The following is a 314-nucleotide window of genomic DNA, read 5'->3' as shown; positions in this document are numbered from 1 at the left end:
GCTACCAGGACCTGCTCGAGTTCGACTGGGAGGCCTACCGCGCCAAGTACGGGAACATCGGCCGCATGGACCTGATCCTGCAGGCCGAGGGCGACGCCACCAACCGGTACAAGCTCTCCAAGCAGGCCGACACCCTCATGCTCGGCTACCTGTTCTCCTCCGAGGAGCTGGACCGGATCCTGCGCCGCATGGGCTACGAGCTGCCGCAGGAGGCGTTCGAGCGGATGGTCACGTACTACGAGGCCCGCTCGACGCACGGCTCCACGCTCTCCCGTCTGGTGCACGCGTGGGTGGCGGCCCGCACGGACCCGGAC

Annotated in this window: 1 pseudogene; it reads left to right on the top strand. The window is 68.2% G+C overall.

Annotated elements, in window-relative coordinates:
- Nucleotides 1-314, top strand: a pseudogene (locus ACFWJO_RS37790) (glycoside hydrolase family 65 protein); the annotation flags it as partial.

It is taken from the genome of Streptomyces sp. NPDC127092 (assembly GCF_042722475.1).
Classification (GTDB): domain Bacteria; phylum Actinomycetota; class Actinomycetes; order Streptomycetales; family Streptomycetaceae; genus Streptomyces.
Note: the sequence above shows the minus strand (reverse complement) of the source record. Positions and strands in the feature narration are given on the sequence as shown.